Source organism: Caproicibacterium sp. XB2, from assembly GCF_044880635.1.
Classification (GTDB): Bacteria; Bacillota; Clostridia; order Oscillospirales; family Acutalibacteraceae; genus Caproicibacterium; species Caproicibacterium lactatifermentans.
Window position 1 is genome coordinate 554,034 of record NZ_CP173227.1, and the last position, 23,467, is coordinate 577,500.

A 23,467-nucleotide genomic window follows, 5' to 3' on the forward strand; every position below is an offset into this window, starting at 1 on the left:
GAGACTTCGTGTATGTTTGAAAACCTTGCCGTTTTTACAAAGCGGCTGGAAGAACTGAATGTGCGTCTGTGCGACCCAACTGTGGCAGCGGACCAAAACCTGTATGCACAGCTGATGAAAGAGTACAGCGAGCTGGAACCGCTGGTGACGCATTATCGCCGCTTTCTGCGGGCACAAAAGGCGAAGCAGGAAGCACAGGAAATCCTGACGGACAGCGCCAGCCGGGACCTGCACGGTCTTGCCTTCCAGCAGTTGAAAGAAGCCGAACAGGACCTTGACCGGCTGACGGAAGAAATTAAAATTCTGCTGCTGCCTAAGGACCCCAATGATGAGAAAAATGTCATTGTTGAGATTCGCGGCGGTGCCGGCGGGGAAGAGGCGGCGCTTTTTTCGGCCGTCCTGTACCGTATGTATACCATGTATGCGCAAAACCGCGGCTGGAAAACGGAAACGCTAAACCTAAACGAAACAGAACTGGGCGGCTACAAGGAGATCAGCTCTATGGTAACCGGGCAGGGCGCATGGTCCCGCCTGAAGTATGAAAGCGGGGTGCACCGTGTACAGCGTGTGCCGGAAACCGAGGCGCAGGGCCGAATTCACACCTCCACTGCCACCGTTGCCGTGCTGCCGGAAGCGGACGAAGTGGAACTGAAAATAGACCCCAAAGACCTGCAGATTGACACGTTCCGTTCCAGCGGAGCCGGCGGTCAGCACATCAATAAAACCAGTTCTGCTATTCGTATAACGCATCTGCCGACAGGCATGGTCGTAGAGTGTCAGGACGAACGCAGCCAGTATAAAAACAAGGACAAAGCCATGCGTGTCCTGCGCAGCCGTCTGCTGCATATAAAACAGCAGAAGCACGATGACGCGATTGCATCAGAGCGCCGCAGCCAGGTGGGCACCGGTGACCGCAGCGAGCGCATCCGCACCTATAATTATCCACAGGGTAGGGTGACGGACCATCGTATTGGTTTGACGCTTTACCGGCTGGAGGACGTGTTGAATGGTGCACTGGACCAGATTATTGACCCGCTGATTGCGGCGGACCGTGCACAGCAGATGAAAATAACAATGGAGCAGGAATCGGGCTCTATATAACAATTATGATTTTATCAGGAAAGAAGGAATTTGCTTGCAGACAGAATCCTTACAGGCAGATGATAAGGGCTTTGCCCGTGCCGCGGAAATTCTGCGGGCCGGCGGGTTGGTCGGCATGCCTACGGAAACAGTCTACGGCTTGGCGGCGAATGCGCTGGACAGCACAGCTGTCACAAAGATTTTCGCAGCGAAAGGACGTCCGGCGGATAATCCGCTGATTGTCCATATCGCAAAGTTTGAACAGATTTATGATTTGGTAAAAGAAGTGCCCCCCGCCGCCAAAAAACTGGCGGAGGTATTTTGGCCGGGCCCTATGACCATGGTTTTACCGAAAGCCGACTGTATTCCGGATACTGTCAGTGCCGGAATGCCGACAGTCGCCATCCGGTTCCCATCCCACCCGGCTGCCCAGCGGCTGATTCGGGAAAGCGGTCTGCCATTGGCGGCACCCTCGGCCAACACTTCCGGCCGGCCTAGCCCAACAACTGCACAGCACGTTCTGCACGACCTCGGCGGCAAAATTGACGCGGTACTGGACGGCGGTTCCTGTGGTGTCGGTGTGGAGAGCACAGTCATTACACTGGCAACAAATCCGCCGCGTTTGCTGCGTCCGGGCGGCATCACGCTGGAGCAGCTGAGAAGCGTTTTGGGAACGGTGGATATGGACGATGCTGTTCTGCATCCGCTGAAACCCGGTGTACGTGCGGCTTCTCCGGGAATGAAGTACAAACATTATTCACCGAAGGCAGATGTCATTATCCTGGACGGAAATGATGAACAGTATATTCGGTATGTCAATGCACATGCGGCGCCTGGCGTTATGGCTTTGTGCTATGACGGTGATGACGCGTCGCTGAAAGTACCGGCTATCTGTTATGGCAGCCGTACCAATGACAGTGCAAAGGCACATGAACTGTTTGATGCCCTGCGCAGTTTCGATGAGCGCGGTGCCACCACAGTTTATGCCCGCTGTCCGGCGCCAAAGGGCGTTGGACTGGCTGTTTATAACCGCTTAATTCGTGCGGCAGGGTTCGAGGTGATTCACCTTGACTGACTGCGTCATTGGTCTGACCGGCCCGACAGGTGCAGGAAAATCGACCTGGACGGCCGCGTTCCGTGCGCTTGGCTGTGCGGTTATTGACTGTGACGCACTGGCAGGACAGGTTACGGAAGAACCCAAAGTACAGCAGGCGCTGCAGAAAGAATTCGGTGCGGACGTGGTTAAGGACGGCGTCCTGAATCACCGCCTACTGGCCGCGCGCGCTTTTGTGGACGCACAGTCTGTAAAAAGGCTGAATGCCGTTACGCACCCGGCAATCGGCGCCGATATTGACCGGCTAATGCGGCATTATAAGCAGCTTAACCTGCCGGCTATCATTATTGATGCACCGCTGCTTTTTGAAGGCAAGCTGGACACCCTGTGCAGCATGACCGCTGCTGTTTTGGCACCGCGGGAGCTGCGGCTTGCGCGGATTCAGGGGCGTGATGGTATTACCAAAGCGGAGGCGGAGCGGCGCATGGCTTCTCAGCATGATGACCACTTTTTCCAGCAGCATGCAGATGAGATTCTGGACGGTTCTGCACCGGCAGAACAGATTCCAGCTCTGGCAGCCCAAAAACTGCAGGACTGGTTAGGTAAATGTATATGAATCGGATAAGAACACCAGTTAGCTCCCGCAGAGAGCGCTCAGCCCGTCTGCGAAACCGCATTCTGATTATTATTGCCGTCGTTGCCGCTTCAGCGGTTCTTTTGTGTCTGTGTACCGTCATAATTCAGCGTTCCCGGCATAAACTGGAGCTTTCCTCCTGCCCACGCGGCTATGCGGAATACGTGGAAAAGGAAGCGTCAAACTACCATTTGGAGTCAGCACTGATTTATGCGGTGATTAAGCAGGAGAGCAACTTCGACCCGAAGGCAGTATCTTCTACTGGTGCCATAGGCCTGATGCAGCTGATGCCGGACACCTTTTCGTGGCTTTCGGAAGATGACGGGACCGCCTCCAGCGGCGGAAAAATATATACGCAGGAGGATTTGTACAATCCGCAGATAAACATTCATTTTGGCTGCAAGTACCTTTCCATTCTGCTGAAAAAATATCCGAACCGCACAACTGCGCTGGCGGCATATAATGCCGGCATGGGAAATGTGAGCGGCTGGCTGAAAAATGAAAGCTTGTCCTCTAACGGCAAAACGCTGGACAGCATTCCATTTGCGGAAACCAGCAAATACACACAAAAAGTGACAGACTATTATTTTCAATATAAAAGGCTCTATTATACGAATGGTTCCGGTGGCACATCCAGCCACAGATAGGCTTTTAATAGGAAATGGAGGACATTTAATATGGCTAAAAAGAATGAGACAGAAACCAAGGCATTAACAGAAAAACTGCTGGTCAACCGCAAAAATGGTTATTTCTCCGTAAATGACGCAAAGGTCAAGAAAGCGGATACCTTCTGTGAGGGCTACAAGGAATTCCTTCAGAATTCCAAGACCGAACGGGAAGCCGCAGCCAGTGCATGCAAAATTGCACAGGAAGCGGGCTTCGTTCCGTATGATGCAGATAAAACTTATGCACCGGGCGACCGTGTGTATGTGGACAACCGCGGCAAGTCTTTGCTGCTTGCCACCATTGGCACAGAGGGCTGCAAAAACGGTGTGCGCATAGAGGCAGCCCATATTGACTGCCCGCGCCTGGACCTGAAACCCCATCCGCTTTTTGAGGACAACGACCTTGTCCAGCTGAAAACACATTATTACGGCGGCCTGAAAAAATACCAGTGGACGACCATTCCGCTGGCTATGCACGGCCGTATCTGCCGCAAGGACGGCACAATGGTGGACGTGTGTGTCGGCGAAAAGCCCGGTGACCCGCTGTTCACAATCAGCGACCTGCTGCCACATCTGGCACGGGCACAGCAAGCCAAGACACTGGGCAAGGCGATTGAGGGTGAAAAGCTGAATGTCCTTATCGGCAGTCGCCCGGTACGGGACGAAGAGGGCAAGGACGTTTTCAAGCTGAATACCATGCGCCTGCTGAATGAACAGTTCGGCATTACTGAGGAAGATTTTGTTTCGGCGGATATTGTCTTTGTACCGGCATATCGCCCGTGCGATATCGGCTTTGACCGTGCGCTGGTAGGCGCTTACGGTCAGGACGACCGCTCCTGTGCCTATGCAGAACTGATGGCCGCTGTCAAAGTGAAGAAGCCAGTGAAGACCAACATCACCGTTTTTGCGGACCGTGAAGAGATTGGCAGTATGGGCAATACCGGTATGCAGTCTCATTTCCTGCGTGACTTTATTGAGGACCTTGCCGATTCGGAAGGCGTAAAGGTTCGCCATGTGCTGGCAAAGTCCCACTGCCTTTCCGCGGATGTTACAGCAGCCTTCGACCCCAATTATGCTGACGTTTACGACACAAACAACTCCACTTACCTGAACAATGGCGTAGGCGTGTGCAAGTACACCGGTGCGGCCGGCAAGTACGACACCAGCGATGCCGGTGCGGAATTTGTTTCCGACATTCGCCGCCTGTTTGATAAAAATGAGGTTCTGTGGCAGATTGGCGAAATGGGCAAGGTGGATGCCGGCGGCGGCGGAACGGTTGCTATGTATATTGCCAACATGAATGTGGATGTCATTGATGTGGGCGTACCAGTGCTTTCCATGCACTCTCCTTTCGAGGTTGTCAGCAAGCTGGATGAGTATATGACTTATCAGGCCATGAAAGTATTCTTTGATGCAGAGTAAGATACAGGAAATCATACTTGTGCGGAAAAATGGAGGATGGCCAGGATGCAGAGCTTTGAATTTCACTGCCCGACGGAAGTCGTTTTTGGCAAAAGTACAGAGCAGAAAACAGCGCAGGAAATCAAAAAATTTGGCGGCAGCCGCGTTTTCCTGATTTACGGCGGCGGCAGCGCGGTCCACAGCGGACTAATTGGACGTATGAAGGACAACCTGCGTGAAGCAGATCTTCCCTATGAGATGATGGGAGGCGTGCAGCCAAACCCCCGCCTTTCATTTGCACGGGAAGCTGTGAAACGTGCACAGACTTTTGGTGCTGACTTTATTTTGGCTGTTGGCGGCGGCAGTGTCATAGATACTGCTAAGGCTGTAGCAATCGGTCTTGCGGACGACAGCAGGGATATTTGGGATTATTGGTGTAAAAAAGCGCCGGTTACGGGCGCTGCTCCAGTCGGTGTCGTTCTGACTATTCCGGCCTCCGGCAGTGAAACCAGTGACTCCGCTGTTTTGACGGATGAGGAAAGCAAACGCAAGCGCGGGCTGAGTACAGACTTTAACCGCCCGCGGTTTGCCGTGCTGAATCCGGAACTTACATATACGCTGCCGCCGTTCCAGCTTTCCTGCGGCATTACAGATATGCTGATGCACACGCTGGACCGCTACTTTACCGTTGACTGCAACAATCAGCTGACGGATGAGATTGCCGAAGCGGTTATGCGGATTATTATCCGCAACGGGCAGATTGCACACTGCCATCCGCACGACTATGATGCCATGAGCGAACTGATGTGGTGCGGCAGCATTTCACACAACGGTCTGACGGGACTCGGCAACGAAAAGGACTTTTCTGTTCACCAGCTGGGCCATGAACTGAGTGCCAAGTTTGACATTGCCCATGGGGCAAGTTTGTCCGCTGTATGGGATTCTTGGGCCAACTACGCATCACCCAGTGCGCCGCAGCGCTTTGCCCGCTATGCGGAAAATGTGTGGGGCGTTCATAATGGCTCCGACGAGGAAAAGTCCCGTTCTGGAATTGCACTGACGATTCGGTTCTTCCGGTTTTTGGGAATGCCAACCTGCTTTTCCGAGCTGCAGGGAGTCGGCATTCAGCCGGATGCCGTTCTGCACCAGATGGCAGACAGCTGTATGTACAGCGGAAAACGCACGGTAGGGACGTTCTGCAAATTGGATATCCCTGCGGCGCATGAGATTTATCAGAACGCAAATTATTGATTTTTTGATAGATTCCGTTTATACTGTTCGTTAAAAAACCTCTGCACAGATTATTTTCTGTGCAGAGGTTTTTAGTCCTGCTTCTTCTGTTGTGCGTCGAGTAAATCTTTTAGGGAAGTGCTTTTTAGAATAACTTCTACTTTCTGGTCGATAACATCCCAGACGTTTTTGGTTAAGTACTGACGGATAGGCGGCATGTTTGGTCCTTCCTCCGTGACGGAAAGGTCGCCTTCCAGCGAGCTTAGCACATCAAAAGCGCTGATTTGGTCGGCGGGCTGTGCCAGCCGGTAGCCGCCCTGTGCACCGGTTGCACTGCAAACCAGCCGCGCGTGCTTCATCTGTGAAAAAATACTTTCCAGATAGTTCAGTGACAGACTTTCCTGCTGGGCGATAGCAGAGAGGGAAACCAGCTTCCCATTTGCACGGACCAATTCCAACATGGCCCGCAGGCCATATCGGCCTTTTGTAGAGATTTTCACGGCTTTTGTACCTCCCTTTCTGCCAGAAAGCCATTTTTCAGACTTTCCAGTGTCATGCCGTCCAGTGTGTCCGAAATAGCATTTGCCACGCGAATCCAGAGCGGGCGGGTAGCACAAACAGCAATCCGGTTGGAAGCGCACAGGGACGGGTCCGCGACACACCGCACGGGGCAGATGGCACCGTCTATAGCGCGTACGACCATGCCGGCGGTGATGTCGGACAGCGGTTTTGCCGGAAGAAAGCCACCCCGGCTGCCGCGGATAGTCACAACAAGGCCAGCTTTTTTCAGCAGGAAGAAGATTTGCTCCAGATAGGCTGTAGAAATGCCGGTTGCCTCTGAAATTTCCTTAACCGGCACAGGGCCTCCTTGACCAAAGGCGGCAAGGTACAGCATTCCTTCCAGGGCGTAGCGGCTGCGGGTGGACAGTTTCAATCAGGTTCCTTCTTTCTTGAAAGATAGTTCGCCGGGTTAAACTATCCGACGAAAACACAGTAAATTACTTATATATAATCATATCCTATTCTTTGGCAGGGTGCAAGCGTTTTGTACTTTTTCATGAAACTGTATGCTGCTTTTCACGGACTGTTCACGCATATCGGATAAAATAAACAGGAAGAAAGAAAACAGGGTTTGCACAGGGCACCCGCTTTCGCTATACTGAAAGAAAAGTATGCGGAAAAGATTTAGAGGAGGAATTCGGAATGTATCGGCTGTTAGTTGTAGATGATGAGGAAAAAATCCGGCTGCTTATCCGCAAATATGCGGAATTCGAGGGCTATTCTGTAGTAGAGGCTGGCGACGGCATGGAGGCAGTGCAGATATGCCGGGAGCACCCACGTGATTTTGATTTAATAATTATGGATGTCATGATGCCGGAACTGGACGGTTTTTCCGCCGTTAAAGAAATCCGCAAAGTATGTCAGGCACCGGTTCTGATGCTTTCCGCACGCGGTGAAGAGTACGATAAAATTCACGGCTTTGAGCTGGGCATTGACGACTATGTTGTAAAGCCTTTTTCCCCCAAGGAACTGATGATGCGGGTTGCCGCAATTATCAAGCGTACCGGTTCTTTCAACGGTCCGAAAAAGAAAGTTATTTCCTTTGAGGGACTAAAGATTGACTTTACAGCACGCATTGTTACGGTGGACGGTGTGAAAACGGAGCTTTCGCCCAAAGAATATGATTTGCTTTTTTATATGGTTACCAACCGCAATATTGCGCTGACCAGGGAACAGCTGATTACCAATGTGTGGGGCTACGATTTTTACGGAGATGACCGTACGCTGGATACGCATATTAAGCTGCTGCGTAAGAGTTTGGGACCGTATGCTAAATTTATTGTCACACTCAGAGGGGTGGGATATCGCTTTGAAGCCGAATAAACAGCAGAACAGAACGGCCGCCCCGCCGGCTGCGAAAGCAAAAAGAAGATTCCTGTTTTCTATTCGGAATTTGAGGGATTCATGGAAAAACGTGGGCATCAAATGGCGCATTTTCAGCGTCTTTGTTGTCTTCACGGTTGTTGTTTTGGTGGTTCTGTGGATTTTCCAAACCGTTTTGTTCGACAATTTTTATGAGCATACGAAGAGACGGGAACTGCAGCAGGCTTCCGAAACCATACAGAAAAATTTAAATAGTCCAAACCTTGGCAGCATGATTGAGGAAACAGCACGCAATGGGCAAATTTATGCAGTTGGCATTCGCTCGGACGGCAGTATCCTGTTCAGCAGCGACTTTTCACCTAACCGGTTTTCCGGCTTTGTGGGGGAACACCTGATGCAGGTAATGGGAAAAACGTTGGAGGAAGGCGGCAATCACTACGAGGTAATCAGCGGCCACAGCTCGCGCCTTGCTGCGGGGGACCGTGCACTGGTGTACGCGACTGTAAAGCAGGACAGCGGCAGCGCCTACATGATTTTTCTGTATACCATTTTAACACCTATGGACGCAACCATTCGAACCATTCGTACGCAGATTGTTTGGCTGACATTTATTCTGCTGGGGACCGGCGCACTGCTGGCACTGTATCTTTCCCGCCATATTGGAAAGCCGATTATTAAAATTACAGAAACGGCCAAAGAACTGGCAACTGGCGATTATGATATTGCTTTTGAGGAAACGGGTTATGAGGAAATCGCACAGCTGGCGCGGACGCTGAACTATGCCGCCCATGAACTGGGGCAGGTGGAGCATTTACAGCGCGATTTGGTGGCAAATGTCAGCCATGACCTGCGCACACCGCTGACCATGATTTCCGGCTATGCCGAGATTATGCGGGACCTGCCGGGAGAAAACACGCCGGAAAATGTGCAGATTATCATTGATGAGGCGAACCGGCTAACCTCATTGGTCAACGATACGTTAGACCTCAGCAAGCTGCAGTCTGGTACACAGAAAGTGCAAAAGACGGAATTTAACTTAACCGATAATATCCGTCACATTCTGCACCGCTACGATAAAATGACGGACTATGTGTTGTCTTTTGATGCAGACCGCGACGTTGTGGTGTATGCGGATGAACTGAAAATGTCACAGGTCGTATATAATTTGATTAACAATGCCATTACCTATACCGGAAAGGACCGCCGGGTTATGCTGCGACAGCTTGTTGATGGCAGTCAGGTAAAGGTAGAAGTGACAGATACCGGAGAGGGCATTCCGGAGGATAAGCTGAAGGATATTTGGAAACGGTACTACAAAGTAGATAAAGAGCATAAACGCGCACAAATTGGCACAGGCTTGGGGCTGTCCATTGTAAAAACGATTTTGGATATGCACGACGGAACCTACGGTGTGCGCAGCGCGGTCGGGAAAGGCAGCACATTCTGGTTTTCGCTGACCGTAAAAAGAGAACTGCCGCTGGCGGACAAAAAGAACAGCCTGCAGGCAGAAAATGCAGAAGGAGTGGAGCAGAAATGAATGTAACCGTTTGTGGCTGTGGACGCTGGGGAACCTTCCTTGCATGGTACACGGCCGTGCAGTGTCATCACACTGTTACACTGTATGGAAGGGAAACATCGGTGCATTTTCAACAGCTGCGCCGGACACATACCAACGGACTGGTTACACTGCCGGGGAAGATGAATTTCAGCAGTGACCTGCACAACGCTGTGGAAAGTGCGCAGATGGTGATTATTTCAATTGGCGCACAAAATCTGCGCGGGTTTTTGCAGCCGCTTTCACCGGAAGAATGTGCCGGCAAAACATTGGTGTTGTGCATGAAAGGACTGGAATCTGACACCGGTCTGCGGCTGACACAGGTTGTGCGGGAACATCTGCCCGACGCTGATGTGGCGGTGTGGGTAGGCCCCGGTCATGTACAGGACTTTTTACAGGGAATCCCAAACTGCATGGTTGTTGACAGTGACACACAGGCGGTGAAGGAGCGAGTGGTTCATGCCTTTTCCAGCCCGCTGATTCGTTTTTACTACGGGGAGGACCTGCTGGGAAATGAGGTAGGCGCCGCCGCAAAAAACGTGATTGGGATAGCAGCCGGTATGCTGGACGGCCTTAATAAAACGGCACTAAAGGGCGCGCTGATGAGCCGCGGAACCAGGGAAGTCGGTCGGCTGATTCAGGCAATGGGCGGAAAAGAAATCAGCGCCTACGGACTTGCCCACCTAGGCGACTATGAAGCGACTGTGTTCAGCCGCTACAGCCACAATCGTCAATTTGGTGAAGATTTTGTACGGGGAATTCCCTACGATAAGCTGGCGGAGGGTGTCCCTACGGTGACGGCCCTTCTGCGGTTGGGCAGCCAGTATCGGGTAGAACTGCCTATTTGTCAGGCAGTTGATGCAGTTTTAAACGGCGGGCAGGACGCCAACAAAGTTTTGAGCGGCCTGTTCCTGCGGTCACTGAAAATGGAATTTTAAGACGGATTTTGTTTGACAAAAGCAGTTTCATTCTTTATGATAAGAAAAGTATCGCTTTGCATATTTGCCTTGTAAAAAGCATAGAATTTAAATCGCCCCGGCAGTATCCGAAATAACTGCAGCGGATTTTCATTCTTATTTTACAGGCAGGAGTTATCGAAAAACAGGAGTGATTGAAATGAGCGAATGTACCCATGACTGCAGCACCTGCGCCCAGAACTGCGGGGAGCGCCAGGAACCACAGAGTCTTTTGAAGCAGCCAAACCCGAAAAGCAGCATTAAAAAAGTGATTGGCATTGTCAGCGGCAAGGGCGGCGTTGGCAAAAGCCTTGTTACCGCAATGATGGCCGTTCTGCTGCATCGCCGCGGTTACCGCACTGGTGTGCTGGACGCCGATATTACAGGTCCTTCCATTCCGAAGGCGTTTGGTGTTCATGGGCGTGCCATGATGCAGGACCAGTGTGTGCTGCCGTGCGCCAGCAAAACCGGCATTGATGTGATGAGCGTGAACTTGATGCTGGAGAATGAAACAGACCCCGTTGTTTGGCGTGGACCGATTATTGCAAATATGGTCACGCAGTTCTGGACGGACGTCCTTTGGAAAGACATTGATTTTCTGTTTGTCGATATGCCTCCCGGAACGGGTGACGTGCCGCTGACGGTGTTTCAGTCTATTCCGCTGGATGGCATTCTGGTAGTTACCTCTCCGCAGGAGCTGGTTTCCATGATTGTTGCCAAGGCAGTGACCATGGCCAACATGATGCATGTTCCCATTCTTGGCGTAGTCGAAAACATGAGCTATGTAAAATGCCCGTCCTGTGGGGAGAAAATCCCTGTCTTTGGGGAAAGCCATATCGAAGAGGCCACGAAAAAGTATGGCCTGAAAGTTTTAGCACATGGACCGCTTGACCCGCAGATTGCTTTCAAAATTGACAAGGGCTGTGCGGAAGATGTAGATGCTCCATGGCTGGACCCAGCGGCGGATGAGGTAGAGGTACTGCTGAAAAAGTAAACTTTCAATACAGCTTATGAAAAAAGCTTCTGTGCAAATATGCACGGAAGCTTTTTTAAACGAAGAATTCTTTTTAAAGACGATTGTAAACTTTGACAGCGTCCTGAATATGTGCGCCGTTTGGGATGGCGTGCGCGGTTACTAAAATGTATTCGCTGCCGTTGACAAGGGCAAGGCTGGCAAGGCAGTGGCCGGCCTTATTGGTATAGCCGGTTTTTCCGCCGAGAATGGCGCCGTTTATCAGGCGGGTGCTGTATTTGCTGCCGAATACTGTGCTGGTAACGGTAATGCCGTCGGCACATTGATGTGTATGAGAAGTAAAAATGCTGCGGAAAGTGGAATCCTGCAAAGCGTAGTCTAACAGGAGAGCCATATCTTTGACGGTCGCATAGTGCTTTACATTTGGCAGGCCCGTGGAATTGACGAAGTGTGTGCCGGTCATGCCGATTTTTTTCGCCTCTTGGTTCATCAGTGCGACAAAAGCGGTTTCGGAACCGGAAATGGACCTTGCCAGCGCGATACAGCATTCGCCGCCGCTGGGCAGCAGGGCACCGTACATGAGGTCCTCTGCCTGCACCCTTTCTCCGGCATGGAATCCAGCGAGAGAGGCGTCCTGCTTTTGTGCATAGGTAAGAATGTCGCTGGTTATTTGAATCTTATGATGCAGAAACGGCGTTTTTTGCAGGGCGACCAGGACGGTCATAATCTTTGTCATGGAAGCGGGATAGATTTTTTGTGTGCTTCCCTTATCCATTAAAATCCGTCCGTCCTGCCGCCGAATAAGGACCACATTGCTGCTGTTCAGCCCTTTTGCGGAAACAGGGTACGAACCGGTACTGGTTAGGGAAACGGAGGGCAGATGGCTGCGCTGCATACAGGTAACGGCGGGAATACAGATTTTCCAGAGGAATAAAACAACCAGAAAAATGGCCAGCAGTGCAAAAAGAATACGATGGTGTTTTCGCCGCGGCGGCGAATGTGGGCACTGACGGGTATTATTTTGATTTGTGTACATATTCAATACTACCTTTCCAGCGGGAATGCTCTTGCAAGGATGGCACAGCAAAATTATACGGTCAAAAAAGGGCTTTTGTATAGTAGGTCCCTTTTGCCTATTCATTGATGCAGGGCAGATGCGCCTGTATTTGCAGCCCACCGGCGGGCTGGTTGGCGGCAGTGATGGTGCCACCGTGTGTATGAATAATGTTTTCACAAATGGCAAGCCCCAGACCGGAAACTTTTCTGCCGCGGTCCGTTGTAAAGAACGGTTCAAAAATATGACTGAGAATATCCGGCGGGACGCCCTGCCCATTATCACTGAAAGAAAGAATGATTTGCTCGTTTTCACGCCAGCAGGCAAGACGGAGCTTCAGCGGCTCAGCATTTGCGTGTTGAATGCTGTTGCTGATTAGGTTTCCAATAAAGCGCCGCATATGTTCATAGTTGCAGCGGAATTGGCTGGCGGGCGATTCGCATTCTATGGTGAGTTCCACACCAGCGTCCGCAAGCTCTGCCTGATATTCGTTTTTGACAGTGCGGCAGAAATCATTGAGTGTCATCATGTACATGGGGGAAGTATCATGCAGGCCGGCCTCCAGGTAATCGTCAAATTCGTCGATGATATTTTTGATAGCAATGGATTTATCGTGAATATTGCGCAGGTACTGCTGCTGCTTTTCCGGGGGAATTTTTTTGGAAGTTACCAAACGTTCCGAGTATCCCATGACCGACGTAAGCGGCGTTTTAATATCGTGGGAAACGGAGGCAATCAGCCGCCGCTCTGACTGCGCTTTGCTTTCGATTACATCTACCATATCGGCAAAGGTATTTTGCAGCTTGCCGAGTTCGTCCTGCCGGGTGCTGCGCTGCGGAAGAACACCATGCTCGTAATATTCACGAAATGTGTGGCGGAGCCGAATGATGGGCGCCAGCACCAAAAGATAAAGCATAACGGCAACCACAATGAAGATGCAGATATCCAGTACACAAAGCCCCACCAGTGCGCTGCGGCTGATGGAAGCGCTTATCTGATGCCGCTTTAGCGGAATGCTGAACGTGCGGATAGTCAGCGGGCCTTTTTGGTTGGGCAGGGTCACTTTTGCGCTGCCGGAAACGACAACGCAATTATTGTCCTGCGGCGACTGATACTCAAACAGCAGTTCCCCTTTTTCGTCGCGGACTTCACAGGAAATGCTGTGGGCAACCGCGTAGCTTTTCAGTGCCTTGTAGTCACCGCCGCAGTCCATGAGAAAGGAAGCGGCCTGTTTGGCGCTGTCGCTGGATTCCGTATGAATGCCGTTATAGAGGTTGTCCACGGAGGACCGCAAATAAGGAAGAAAACAGCCGCACATAATCAGCCCGCTAAGCACCGCGACCAGCACCAGTCCCACCAGCGCTTTGTGGGAAAGACGGCTGCTCAGCCACCCCACACGGGGATTTTCACTGCGGTCCATTTGCCTTTTTATCATGCGTGTTTTCACCTCCCGCGCATTCATCAGTAAAGCTGCTTTGTGTCACAAAACGGTAGCCGGAACCCCATACGGTTTTAATGTACTGCCACTTGGGGTCAAGCTTTTCCCGAAGATTTTTTATGTTAATAGCAACGGTGCCAACATCGCCGTAGGACGTTTTCCACACATCATGGTAAATCTTTTCCCGGGAAAGCGTGTGACCTGCATTTTGCATAAGGTAAGCCAGCAACTCAAACTCTTTTGTGGAGAGCTGAACTGGAGAGCCGCCTTTTTGTACGTTCATTTCATCACGGTTCAGCGTGATGTCACCTATTTGCAGCACGGAGTGTGCCCGCTGTGGTCCAGCCGTTCGGCTTTCACGGCGCAGGTGGGCGTTGATGCGGGCAACCAATTCGTCCAGCATAAAGGGCTTTGTCAGATAGTCATCAGCGCCCAGATTCAGACCATTTACAATATCTTTGGAGGTGTCCTTCGCGCTTAAAAACAGAATAGGGCAGCTGACGCTGCCGCGGATGCGCCGGCAGACGTCCAGCCCGCTGATACCTTTGAGCATGATATCCAGAATAATCATGTCAAAGGTGTTTTTCCGAATGAGGGCGATTGCCTCTTCACCAGTGGGAGCGGTTGTGACCGCATAGCCATTTTCCCCTAAGACATCGGACAGCAGCATGAGAATGGAAACATCATCATCTACCACCAGTATTTTTTGCGGTGCGTTTGCCAACTTCCTTTTTCCTCCTCTTTTGCAATGCTTTATTTATACGAATGAAAACTCTTCTTTTTGAATATGGTTCGGAGAGGGCACTGCACAAAAGCAGCAGGCTCTGGAGGACAGGGCCGGTCCCTGCCATGGCTTTTCCCGCAAAAGTGGAAAAACAGCGAAACCCGACTCTTTTATTATATCGGATTCCATATCAGCCGTTTATTAAGAATTATGAGACTTCCGTGTGTTTCCTTGACATGGAGAGGGCGTTCCTCCTATAGTATTTTATGGTACACCGTCCTTAGCACTTTTTCAATGTGTATCAACTGCAGAGGGCAGAAAGATTATTTTGAGGGTGGATGAATTGCTGAAAAAAATAGCACATGCACTGACGCGCCGGCCAAAGCTGGTGGTATTCATCGCGGTTCTGCTGATGATTCCCTCCTTTATCGGTGTGGCAGCAACCAAAGTCAACTATGACCTGCTGACCTATCTGCCGCCGGAAACGAATTCCTCCAAGGGCGAAAAGCTGCTGGAGGAGCCGTTCCATAACGCGGCAACATCCATGCTGATTGTGCAGAATATGCCGCCGGCATATACCAACAACCTGCGCAAGTCCATTGAAAAGATTCCGGGTGTGACGCACGCCCTGTGGATTTCCAGCATGGCAGGTATTCAGGTGCCAAAAGACATGATTCCGGAGAAAATAAGAAAGGCGTTTTATTCCGGAAATTCAACAATGATGGTTATTCAGTTCCAGTCACCGGGCGCTTCCGAAGAAACCATGCAGGCCATTCAAAAAATACGCACGACCTGCAATAAAAATTGTATGTTGGCGGGCGCAGCGGGTATTGTTAAAGATACCAAGGATCTGCTGGACCAGGAACTTCCGCAGTACATATTACTGGCCATTATTCTTTCCTTGATTGCCATGTCCTTTTCCATGAACTCATGGCTTCTGCCGGTTACGTTTCTGCTGGATATCGGAATGGCCGTTGTGTATAACTTCGGCACAAACTTCTTCCTAGGGCAGATATCCTATATTACGATGGCAATCGCCGGTATTTTGCAGCTGGGTGTTACCATGGACTACTCCATCTTCCTGTATAACCGTTATAAGGAGGAGCAGCAGAACTACGATGATAACAAGGACGCCATGGCGGTTGCCATTCAGGCAGCGTTTGTGTCCCTTTCCGGCAGTTCCCTGACAACCATAGCGGGCTTTGCAGCATTGTGCTTTATGCGGCTGCTGCTGGGCCGCGATATTGGTATTGTCATGGCAAAGGGCGTTGTACTCGGTGTGCTGACCGTTGTGTTGGTGCTGCCGTCCCTCCTGCTGCTGTTTGACAAGCCAATTGCAAAGTATCAGCATAAGGTACTGCTGCCGGACTGTACAAATGTCAACCGTTTTATCGTTAAGCACCGCAAGGCATTTGTCGCCTTGTTTATCCTGCTTTTTATCCCGAGCTTTTACGCGCAGAAGAATGCACCGCAGTATTATAAACTGGACCTCGCTATGCCGCAGGATATGCCTTCCATCGTTGCGACCAACAAGCTGCGCAACGACTATGATATGGCAACAACACATTTTGCCATTGTGCATGACAGTATCGGCAACCAGAAAATTAAACAGATGACGGATGCCATTGAAAAGGTGGACGGTGTTGAAAACACCCTTTCTTATAATCAGCTGGTCAGTTCCGACATCCCAGATTTCTTTGTTCCGCAGGATGTCAAAGATATCTTTAAAAAAGGCGGTATGCAGATTATCATGATAAATTCCCATTATGCTGCCGCTTCGTCAGAGGTTGGGAATCAGCTGACGGAACTAACCAAACTGGTACAGTCCTATGATAAAGGCGCCTATCTGACCGGTGAAGCGGCTATGACCGACGACCTGATTACCACTTCCGAAACAGACTTTCATGTTACCAATTATATTTCTATGGCGGCGATTCTGATTATTGTTGCATTGGTGTTCAAATCCCTGACCGTGCCGATTGTTCTGGTGCTGGCGATTGAGCTGGCAATCTTCATTAACGAGGGTGTTCCATACTTTACGAATGTGGCAATTCCGTTCATTGCACCAACCGTTATTGGCTGTGTACAGCTGGGTGCAACCGTTGACTATGCGATTCTAATGACAACCCGTTTTCGTGAAGAGCTACAGAAGGGCAACAAACGGGAAGACGCGATTGTCATTGCCGCCACGACATCAGATGATTCGATTATTGCCAGTTCACTGGTGCTGTTCTGTGCAACACTGGGCGTCGGTATTGTTTCCAAAATGAAGATTATCAGCACCATTTGCCTGATGCTGGCGCGCGGTGCTGTTATTTCGGCACTCATTACTATTTTTGTTTTGCCAGCAATTCTGTATGTCTGTGAGCCGATTTTTGCACACACCAGCTTGTGGTGGAGAAAGCCGAAGCCCCGTAAGCAGACGCTTGGGCGGCATGCGGCACAACCAGCAGATAAATGTAATTTGAGTGAATGATTCTTTATATTCTTTTTTATAAAAAAGCAAAGGAGTAATCTACGTGCTGAATTTATTTGGCAATCCTTCCGACAAGCGGTCCAGCGGGACCGCAAAGAGGGTGCTTGCAGCCGTACTCAGCGCCGCAGTCGTTACCGCGGCATTGGGAAATGGTATGGCTGCTTTTGCTGCAGATTCCAATGTGAATCCTGTTTGTGATGAAACCTACTATGCTATGCTGAACTATTATGGAAACCTGAAAGAGGGCAGTGTCGTAAAAAGTTATGCACTGAACGGTGCCAGCACTATCAGCGACTATGGACAGTATGACAGTGTCAACAACCTGTCAGATGATGCCAAGCCGTCACAGTCCGGAAACAAGCTGACTTTTAATCTGAATAAAAACAATGCAGACCATTTCTACTTTGAGGGCAAAACTTCTAAACCGTATGCTTCTATGCCATGGACACTGAAAGTATCTTATCGTTTGAATGGTGTTGCAGCCAAAGCGGAAGACCTCGCCGGCAAAAGCGGTCTGGTCGAAATCAATATTGACGCAACACCGAAAAAGGACAGCGGCATTTCCAGCTACTATAAAAACAATCTAGTTCTGATGGGCACAACAGCTTTTAATGAAGATGATATTCTTTCACTGGAAGCAAACGGCGCACAGGTACAGCTGCTCGGCAATCTGCGCTCAGTTTTGTTCCTTGTCATGCCGGGTGAAACACAGCATGTCAACATTCGGGTTGGAACCAATTCTTTTACATTCTCCGGCATGACCTTTATGGCTGTTCCGGCAACGCTGTCCCAGTTGAATCAGATTACCGACCTGCAGAAAGCAAAGAATAAAACAGAAAATTCCTACAAGGCTATTCAGGACAGTTTGGATTCTATGCTTGGTTCCGCAGACGCTGTCAGCGGCAGTCTGAACACAGCGGCCGACGGCATAGACCAGCTGAATCAGGCCCGCGCAAGCCTTTCCAGCGGAAAAACACAGGCTTACCAGTCTATAGATGTATCGTTAGCAGATCTTAGTAAGATGGCCGATTCGCTGCAGCCCATGAATGCACATTTGGATACGGCAAGCAAAGCGCTGAGCAGTATTTCCAGCAAAGTGCAGAGTTTGTCCAGCAATATGGCTGGATTGAAGACTCCGCTTGAAAATTGCCGAAAAAATATTACGGCAGTGCAAAAAGACCTGACGGATATCAATGCACTGGTGCAGCAGCAGGGAAAAGATTTTGTGGGCGGCAAAACAAAGGCCAGAGGCATCATGACAAACCTGCAAAAGGATATGAATAACCTCGGTTCCAGCCTAAAAGCACTGCAAAGCCAGCTGAAGACGATGCAGGGCCAACTGAAACAGCTTTCCGCCATAACGGCGCCCGGTACACTGAAGCCCTCCGCCGGCGATGAAGCACAGCTGAAACAGCAGCTGCAGCATGTGCAGGAACTTTACAGCAAATATATGGAATACTGCACAGCACTGAAAAAAGCAGGTCAAAAAGCAGTACCTTCCTTTGATGAGTTCTTGGGTGGGCTAGTAAAGCAGAAAAAGTTAACCGAGGCACAAGCCAAAGCGGTCAGCCAAGCCTACGCAAAATACGGCAGCAAGATGGATGAAGTGCAGGAACTGCTTTCTTTGGGAGAACGGATTGACAGTACACTGCAGTCGGTGAACAGCGAAATTGCTACTTTAAATACGGTTATCGGCAGCGTGTCAACGGCGACTTCCTCTATGCTGAATACGGTCAGCGGACTGTGCAGCACACTTGGCGACAGCGGTATCATTGGTGAACTGAAGAGCCTGAACCTATTGATGGGCACAGCCCTCAATGAGGTGGCTGAAAGTGAACAGAAGGTTACCTCCATGAGCAGCAGCCTGACTGGCAGCCTAAAAGATATGGGCAACGCGGCAAAAGATATTACAAAGAGCACGGAACAGGCGCTGTCCGTTATCAATTCTTTGACTAAGACAATCAATTCCTATGTCCCCGATATGCAGAACACACTGAAAGACTGCAAAACAGTGGTCAGTTCCGCAACAACTGGTATGAAGGATACGGCGTCGGCATTGAAAACCATAGAAACATTGGCAAAATCCAATGGTGGTAAAGCAGATGCCGCAACACAGAAAGCACTGCAGGGTCTGTCCCAGTCACTGCGCGGCTCCAGCCGGGGGTTTAGCCAGACGGACACGGCCCGCAAGGCACAGAAAACTATCAGTGATGAAATCGACAAACAGTGGGATACCTATACAGGTGAAAAAAACAATCTACTGTATATGAATCCGAATGCAAAACCGGTTTCTATGACATCTACGCAAAACAGCACGCCGCACAGTATTCAAATGGTCATTCGCACACAGGAAATTAAAGAAAGTGACAATAAGTCCAGCGATAAAATGACCGCCGCTGCAGCCGACACAACATTCCCGGAACGAGTGGCAAATCTCTTTAAGGGAATATGGGGTGCAATTACCGGTGTTTTTGTACACAAGTAAATCTTTATATACACTTCCTTTCTGAAAGAACGCAGTCCTGAAAAAGCAGGGCTGCGTTCTTTGTTGTCGTGGGCGCTTCCGCGACAGAATAGCCCCATTTTCGCGGGGGAATTATGTTACACTGTTTCAGTAGTTCCATGATATTGCAGTTCCCACAGAAAATGAATTGGAACCGGAAGAAAGGAGTCGGACTATGGACAGTGAGAAACAGACACAGGCTGTCGGCAAACGCCCAGTACAGCTGCAGTTGAAAGAGGGTACGCTGACCGCTTCACTTTCCGGGGAAATTGACCACCATACGGCCCGTGAGATTCGTGAAGAAATCGACTTGGTCCTCATGCGTGTGCACCCCGGACATCTGGTAATGGATTTTGCAGATGTGCAGTTTATGGACAGTTCCGGAATTGGTCTCATCCTCGGCCGCTGTAAATTGATGCAGGTTTGGCAGGGGAAAGTTTCTATATGCCATATGCCCCCGAAGCTGGAACGGCTGATTTCTTTGGCAGGGCTTTCAGAACTGTGCGAAGTACAGAAGGAGGAAACAAAGCATGAAAACGTTGAATGAAATGCATCTGCATTTTCCCAGCGTCAGCATCAATGAAAGTTTTGCCCGTGCAGCGGTGGCAGCCTTTGCGGTGCAGCTGGACCCAACGCTGGATGAACTGTGCGACCTGAAAACAGCTGTATCGGAGGCAGTGACCAATGCCATTATTCACGGTTATCAGGATACAATCGGTGTTGTATACATAGACTGCCGCATTTTACCGGACAGCACCATACAGGTACGGGTGCGGGACCGCGGCTGCGGCATAGCGGATATACAGAAGGCCATGGAGCCGCTGTATACCACTTCCGGCAGCGAGCGTGCCGGCCTTGGCTTTGCTGTGATGAAAAGCTTTACGGACAAACTGCGTGTGCAGAGCCGTCTTGGCGTTGGGACGACAGTCTTTATGGAAAAGACTTTTTCGCCGCGTGTGCGCTGCAATGGATAGAGAAACGGGTATTACACAGAATCTTGGCCTTGCACGCGCCTGCGCAAACCGCTTCCGCGGCAGAGGCATTGAGTATGATGATTTGTATCAGGCAGCCTGTGTGGGTCTGGTGCAGGCCGTGGACCGCTTCGATGAAAGCCGTGGGCTTCGTTTTTCTACTTATGCGGTACCAGTCATTTTAGGGGAAGTGCGCCGGCTGTTTCGGGAGGGTGGTGCGGTTAAGGTCAGCCGCGGGCTGCGTGACCTGTCCAGAAAAGCGGCAGCAGAGAGCAAAGCTTACGCACAAAAGTATGGACGTATGCCAACTGTCACGGAACTGGCACAGCGGCTGGGGGTAGATGCGGAAACGGCAGCGCAGGCGCTGGGCGCGGCACAAGCACCGATTTCTTTGACTGCTGAAGATGACAGCGGCAATGCGATGGATATACCGGATGATGCGAAAGAAGAAGAGCTGACGGATGTGCTCAGTCTGCGGCAGGCAATCGGAAAACTGGAAGCGCAGGACAGAAAGCTTTTGTACTTCCGATATTTCCAGAGTGAAACACAAACGCAGACAGCCGCAAAGTTGGGGATGACACAGGTGCAGGTTTCGCGCAGAGAGAAGAAATTGATGACGACCCTGCGGCAGGCTTTAGGATAGGAAAAAGGCCTTTTTGACGGGAAATAAACTTTTTTGAATTTTTTTAAAAAAGTAGTTGACAAAGGGAGAAGGCAGTGGTATTATATATGAGTCGCCGCGAGAGAGGCGCCCGGGGCTAAGGCCTAAGGGAGCTGAAATTGAGGCGGCGCAGGACCTTGAAAATTAAACAACGATGACAAGTAACGGACCCGAAAGATTCCGAGAGGAATGACGAGAAGCTGACTCGTAAAAAAACAGCAAAACGATACGCAAGCGTATCAAAACGAGCTACAAAAGCTCTAGAGTAGATTTGGATGCCGAAAGGCGTTTAGATATCATATTTTAGAGAGTTTGATCCTGGCTCAGGACGAACGCTGGCGGCGTGCCTAACACATGCAAGTCGAACGAAACTTTTTGCTTCGGTAGAAAGTTTAGTGGCGGACGGGTGAGTAACGCGTGAGGAACCTGCCTTTCAGAGGGGGATAATGTCTGGAAACGGACACTAATACCGCATGACATTTTCTGTTCACATGGACAGAAAATCAAAGGAGCAATCTGCTGAAAGATGGACTCGCGTCCGATTAGCTAGATGGTGAGATAATAGCCCACCATGGCGACGATCGGTAGCCGGACTGAGAGGTTGAACGGCCACATTGGGACTGAGACACGGCCCAGACTCCTACGGGAGGCAGCAGTGGGGGATATTGCACAATGGAGGAAACTCTGATGCAGCAACGCCGCGTGAAGGAAGACGGTCTTCGGATTGTAAACTTTTGTACCTAGGGACGATAATGACGGTACCTAGGCAGCAAGCTCCGGCTAACTACGTGCCAGCAGCCGCGGTAATACGTAGGGAGCGAGCGTTGTCCGGATTTACTGGGTGTAAAGGGTGCGTAGGCGGCCAAGCAAGTCAGCTGTGAAAACTATGGGCTTAACCCATAGCCTGCAATTGAAACTGTTTGGCTTGAGTGAAGTAGAGGTAGGTGGAATTCCCGGTGTAGCGGTGAAATGCGTAGAGATCGGGAGGAACACCAGTGGCGAAGGCGACCTACTGGGCTTTAACTGACGCTGAAGCACGAAAGCATGGGTAGCAAACAGGATTAGATACCCTGGTAGTCCATGCTGTAAACGATGATTACTAGGTGTGGGGGGTCTGACCCCTTCCGTGCCGGAGTTAACACAATAAGTAATCCACCTGGGGAGTACGACCGCAAGGTTGAAACTCAAAGGAATTGACGGGGGCCCGCACAAGCAGTGGAGTATGTGGTTTAATTCGAAGCAACGCGAAGAACCTTACCAGGTCTTGACATCCAACTAACGAAGCAGAGATGCATTAGGTGCCCTTCGGGGAAAGTTGAGACAGGTGGTGCATGGTTGTCGTCAGCTCGTGTCGTGAGATGTTGGGTTAAGTCCCGCAACGAGCGCAACCCTTACTGTTAGTTGCTACGCAAGAGCACTCTAGCAGGACTGCCGTTGACAAAACGGAGGAAGGTGGGGACGACGTCAAATCATCATGCCCCTTATGACCTGGGCTACACACGTACTACAATGGCCGTTAACAGAGAGAAGCGATACCGCGAGGTGGAGCGAACCTCAAAAAGCGGTCTCAGTTCGGATTGCAGGCTGAAACCCGCCTGCATGAAGTTGGAATTGCTAGTAATCGCGGATCATAATGCCGCGGTGAATACGTTCCCGGGCCTTGTACACACCGCCCGTCACACCATGGGAGCCGGTAATACCCGAAGTCAGTAGTCTAACCGCAAGGAGGACACTGCCGAAGGTAGGATTGGCGACTGGGGTGAAGTCGTAACAAGGTAGCCGTATCAGAAGGTGCGGCTGGATCACCTCCTTTCTATGGAGAACAGAGCAGATGAAACAAGCTGCTCGAAATCCTAGGTCGGTCGGATCAAAAGCTTGTCAATCGTTGTTTAATTTTGAAGGCCTTGCGATGCAAGACTTTCAGAAGATGGTGGACGGGAAAAGCCACCAGTATGGGGGTATAGCTCAGCTGGGAGAGCGCCTGCTTTGCAAGCAGGAGGTCAACGGTTCGATCCCGTTTATCTCCACCATGGGCTTCTGGTGAGAACCGGAAAGCCGGGAAATGGGCTTATAGCTCAGCCGGTTAGAGCGCACGCCTGATAAGCGTGAGGTCGGTGGTTCGAGTCCACTTAAGCCCACCAGACGGGGAAACCCGCAGCTGTACATTGAAAACTGAATAAAGAAAAGAATGCGAAAAACGATATCAAG

The 23,467-nt window shown here is 50.6% G+C and carries 20 protein-coding genes, 2 tRNA genes and 1 rRNA gene; 18 read left to right on the plus strand and 5 right to left on the minus strand.

The window, feature by feature from the left end:
* The first annotated feature begins 12 nt into the window (after nt 1-12).
* Genes prfA through ACIHKT_RS02600 form a run of 6 tightly spaced genes read left to right on the plus strand, consistent with a single transcriptional unit; the run spans nt 13 to nt 6,085 of the window.
* A complete protein-coding gene (prfA, locus tag ACIHKT_RS02575; RefSeq protein ID WP_174193407.1) occupies nt 13-1,101 on the plus strand; it encodes a peptide chain release factor 1 in 1,089 nt (362 codons plus the stop codon).
* A 34-nt stretch (nt 1,102-1,135) separates the two neighbouring features.
* Entirely contained in the window at nt 1,136-2,155 is a 1,020-nt protein-coding gene (locus ACIHKT_RS02580; protein WP_086035353.1) for an L-threonylcarbamoyladenylate synthase, read from the plus strand.
* Nucleotides 2,148-2,750, plus strand: coding sequence for a dephospho-CoA kinase (coaE, locus tag ACIHKT_RS02585; RefSeq protein ID WP_086035354.1), 603 nt, complete (start codon nt 2,148-2,150; stop codon nt 2,748-2,750). The genes ACIHKT_RS02580 and coaE overlap by 8 nt, the downstream gene beginning before the upstream one ends.
* A complete protein-coding gene (locus ACIHKT_RS02590; protein ID WP_157658897.1) occupies nt 2,747-3,415 on the plus strand; it encodes a lytic transglycosylase domain-containing protein in 669 nt (222 codons plus the stop codon). The genes coaE and ACIHKT_RS02590 overlap by 4 nt, the downstream gene beginning before the upstream one ends.
* Before the next feature lie 30 nt (nt 3,416-3,445).
* On the plus strand, nt 3,446-4,855 hold the full coding sequence (locus tag ACIHKT_RS02595; protein WP_086035356.1) for an aminopeptidase: 1,410 nt from the start codon (nt 3,446-3,448) through the stop codon (nt 4,853-4,855).
* Nucleotides 4,856-4,900: 45 nt separating this feature from the next.
* The gene (locus ACIHKT_RS02600) at nt 4,901-6,085 is read left to right on the plus strand and encodes an iron-containing alcohol dehydrogenase (RefSeq protein ID WP_086035357.1); all 1,185 of its coding nucleotides are present in this window, start codon (nt 4,901-4,903) and stop codon (nt 6,083-6,085) included.
* Between the two features lie 71 nt (nt 6,086-6,156).
* On the opposite strand, the gene ACIHKT_RS02605 is transcribed toward ACIHKT_RS02600, so the two are convergent.
* Nucleotides 6,157-6,564 (minus strand): RrF2 family transcriptional regulator, encoded by a 408-nt coding sequence (locus ACIHKT_RS02605; protein WP_086035358.1) that lies wholly within the window; start codon nt 6,562-6,564, stop codon nt 6,157-6,159.
* Nucleotides 6,561-6,998, minus strand: a complete 438-nt coding sequence (locus ACIHKT_RS02610; protein WP_086035359.1) for an RrF2 family transcriptional regulator — start codon at nt 6,996-6,998, stop codon at nt 6,561-6,563. The genes ACIHKT_RS02605 and ACIHKT_RS02610 overlap by 4 nt, the downstream gene beginning before the upstream one ends.
* A gap of 269 nt (nt 6,999-7,267) precedes the next feature.
* On the opposite strand from ACIHKT_RS02610, the gene ACIHKT_RS02615 reads away from it, so the two are divergent.
* The 4 genes from ACIHKT_RS02615 to ACIHKT_RS02630 all read left to right on the plus strand — a co-directional run bounded on the left by ACIHKT_RS02615 (nt 7,268) and on the right by ACIHKT_RS02630 (nt 11,453).
* On the plus strand, nt 7,268-7,948 hold the full coding sequence (locus ACIHKT_RS02615) for a response regulator transcription factor (protein ID WP_174193406.1): 681 nt from the start codon (nt 7,268-7,270) through the stop codon (nt 7,946-7,948).
* Nucleotides 7,935-9,485 (plus strand): cell wall metabolism sensor histidine kinase WalK, encoded by a 1,551-nt coding sequence (locus ACIHKT_RS02620; RefSeq protein WP_236849666.1) that lies wholly within the window; start codon nt 7,935-7,937, stop codon nt 9,483-9,485. Before ACIHKT_RS02615 ends, ACIHKT_RS02620 begins: the two co-directional genes overlap by 14 nt.
* On the plus strand, nt 9,482-10,441 hold the full coding sequence (locus ACIHKT_RS02625; RefSeq protein ID WP_086035362.1) for an NAD(P)H-dependent glycerol-3-phosphate dehydrogenase: 960 nt from the start codon (nt 9,482-9,484) through the stop codon (nt 10,439-10,441). Before ACIHKT_RS02620 ends, ACIHKT_RS02625 begins: the two co-directional genes overlap by 4 nt.
* Nucleotides 10,442-10,619: 178 nt before the next feature.
* On the plus strand, nt 10,620-11,453 hold the full coding sequence (locus ACIHKT_RS02630) for an Mrp/NBP35 family ATP-binding protein (RefSeq protein ID WP_086035363.1): 834 nt from the start codon (nt 10,620-10,622) through the stop codon (nt 11,451-11,453).
* 73 nt (nt 11,454-11,526) lie between these two features.
* Here ACIHKT_RS02630 and ACIHKT_RS02635 read toward each other — a convergent pair whose 3' ends face one another.
* From ACIHKT_RS02635 to ACIHKT_RS02645, 3 genes are all read right to left on the minus strand, one after another.
* Nucleotides 11,527-12,468, minus strand: a complete 942-nt coding sequence (locus tag ACIHKT_RS02635) for a D-alanyl-D-alanine carboxypeptidase family protein (protein ID WP_157658898.1) — start codon at nt 12,466-12,468, stop codon at nt 11,527-11,529.
* Nucleotides 12,469-12,565: 97 nt separating this feature from the next.
* Nucleotides 12,566-13,921, minus strand: coding sequence for a sensor histidine kinase (locus ACIHKT_RS02640; protein WP_404352703.1), 1,356 nt, complete (start codon nt 13,919-13,921; stop codon nt 12,566-12,568).
* The gene (locus tag ACIHKT_RS02645; protein WP_086035366.1) at nt 13,893-14,648 is read right to left on the minus strand and encodes a response regulator transcription factor; all 756 of its coding nucleotides are present in this window, start codon (nt 14,646-14,648) and stop codon (nt 13,893-13,895) included. Before ACIHKT_RS02645 ends, ACIHKT_RS02640 begins: the two co-directional genes overlap by 29 nt.
* A 343-nt stretch (nt 14,649-14,991) precedes the next feature.
* On the opposite strand from ACIHKT_RS02645, the gene ACIHKT_RS02650 reads away from it, so the two are divergent.
* The 8 genes from ACIHKT_RS02650 (at nt 14,992) to ACIHKT_RS02685 (ending at nt 23,400) form a co-directional block, all read left to right on the plus strand.
* The gene (locus ACIHKT_RS02650; protein ID WP_404352705.1) at nt 14,992-17,124 is read left to right on the plus strand and encodes an RND family transporter; all 2,133 of its coding nucleotides are present in this window, start codon (nt 14,992-14,994) and stop codon (nt 17,122-17,124) included.
* A 43-nt stretch (nt 17,125-17,167) separates the two neighbouring features.
* A complete protein-coding gene (locus ACIHKT_RS02655) occupies nt 17,168-19,609 on the plus strand; it encodes a hypothetical protein (RefSeq protein WP_086035368.1) in 2,442 nt (813 codons plus the stop codon).
* 193 nt (nt 19,610-19,802) lie between these two features.
* On the plus strand, nt 19,803-20,174 hold the full coding sequence (locus ACIHKT_RS02660) for an anti-sigma factor antagonist (RefSeq protein WP_086035369.1): 372 nt from the start codon (nt 19,803-19,805) through the stop codon (nt 20,172-20,174).
* Nucleotides 20,158-20,601, plus strand: coding sequence for an anti-sigma F factor (gene spoIIAB, locus ACIHKT_RS02665; protein WP_086035370.1), 444 nt, complete (start codon nt 20,158-20,160; stop codon nt 20,599-20,601). The genes ACIHKT_RS02660 and spoIIAB overlap by 17 nt, the downstream gene beginning before the upstream one ends.
* The gene (locus ACIHKT_RS02670) at nt 20,594-21,241 is read left to right on the plus strand and encodes a sigma-70 family RNA polymerase sigma factor (protein WP_086035371.1); all 648 of its coding nucleotides are present in this window, start codon (nt 20,594-20,596) and stop codon (nt 21,239-21,241) included. Before spoIIAB ends, ACIHKT_RS02670 begins: the two co-directional genes overlap by 8 nt.
* Nucleotides 21,242-21,559: 318 nt before the next feature.
* Nucleotides 21,560-23,072 (plus strand): 16S ribosomal RNA (locus ACIHKT_RS02675).
* A 141-nt stretch (nt 23,073-23,213) separates the two neighbouring features.
* Nucleotides 23,214-23,289 (plus strand) — tRNA-Ala (locus ACIHKT_RS02680).
* Nucleotides 23,290-23,323: 34 nt separating this feature from the next.
* Nucleotides 23,324-23,400: transfer RNA gene (locus ACIHKT_RS02685), tRNA-Ile, on the plus strand.
* Nucleotides 23,401-23,467 lie beyond the last annotated feature (67 nt).

Excerpts from the sequence above, each read along its gene's own strand:
- ACIHKT_RS02595 (WP_086035356.1), top strand. The coding sequence starts at position 3,446 with ATGGCTAAAAAGAATGAGACAGAAACCAAGGCATTAACAGAAAAACTG.
- ACIHKT_RS02640 (WP_404352703.1), bottom strand. The coding sequence starts at position 13,921 with ATGATAAAAAGGCAAATGGACCGCAGTGAAAATCCCCGTGTGGGGTGG.
- ACIHKT_RS02630 (WP_086035363.1), top strand. The coding sequence starts at position 10,620 with ATGAGCGAATGTACCCATGACTGCAGCACCTGCGCCCAGAACTGCGGG.
- prfA (WP_174193407.1), top strand. The coding sequence starts at position 13 with ATGTTTGAAAACCTTGCCGTTTTTACAAAGCGGCTGGAAGAACTGAAT.
- ACIHKT_RS02670 (WP_086035371.1), top strand. The coding sequence starts at position 20,594 with ATGGATAGAGAAACGGGTATTACACAGAATCTTGGCCTTGCACGCGCC.
- ACIHKT_RS02660 (WP_086035369.1), top strand. The coding sequence starts at position 19,803 with ATGGACAGTGAGAAACAGACACAGGCTGTCGGCAAACGCCCAGTACAG.
- ACIHKT_RS02600 (WP_086035357.1), top strand. The coding sequence starts at position 4,901 with ATGCAGAGCTTTGAATTTCACTGCCCGACGGAAGTCGTTTTTGGCAAA.
- ACIHKT_RS02625 (WP_086035362.1), top strand. The coding sequence starts at position 9,482 with ATGAATGTAACCGTTTGTGGCTGTGGACGCTGGGGAACCTTCCTTGCA.
- ACIHKT_RS02635 (WP_157658898.1), bottom strand. The coding sequence starts at position 12,468 with ATGTACACAAATCAAAATAATACCCGTCAGTGCCCACATTCGCCGCCG.
- ACIHKT_RS02615 (WP_174193406.1), top strand. The coding sequence starts at position 7,268 with ATGTATCGGCTGTTAGTTGTAGATGATGAGGAAAAAATCCGGCTGCTT.
- ACIHKT_RS02590 (WP_157658897.1), top strand. The coding sequence starts at position 2,747 with ATGAATCGGATAAGAACACCAGTTAGCTCCCGCAGAGAGCGCTCAGCC.
- spoIIAB (WP_086035370.1), top strand. The coding sequence starts at position 20,158 with ATGAAAACGTTGAATGAAATGCATCTGCATTTTCCCAGCGTCAGCATC.